At 35.9% G+C, this 256-nt stretch carries 1 protein-coding gene; it reads right to left on the bottom strand.

The window, feature by feature from the left end; all coding sequences use genetic code 11:
* On the bottom strand, positions 1-256 hold a 256-nt coding region (locus FN960_RS24385), incomplete at both ends, for a hypothetical protein (protein WP_368854068.1).

Raw genomic sequence — 256 nt, 5'->3', positions numbered from 1 at the left:
ACCCAGTTTTTCCGCAGTATCTCTGAATCCTTCAATGTTCCCATTGTATACGCCACCAGCAGCAAGTAGCCTGCCAATAGCTTTGCTGTTTAACGTTTTGAAACTATTATTTGTTTGGTTTTTTGAATTTGGTAAAAACAAACGGTTATAATTTTCAGGGAGTGCCAAATAGCTGAACTCGGTATTTGCGATAAGATGTTGACAGAGGATAAATTCATAACTAATAGTTATTTTTTCTGTATCCAGTTGGTTTTCA

Origin of the sequence: Alkalicoccobacillus porphyridii, from assembly GCF_007293315.1 — a bacterium.
Lineage (GTDB): Bacteria > Bacillota > Bacilli > Bacillales > Bacillaceae_D > Alkalicoccobacillus > Alkalicoccobacillus porphyridii.
The sequence above is the reverse complement of the archived record's forward strand: the minus strand, read 5'-3'. Positions and strand labels throughout refer to the sequence as shown.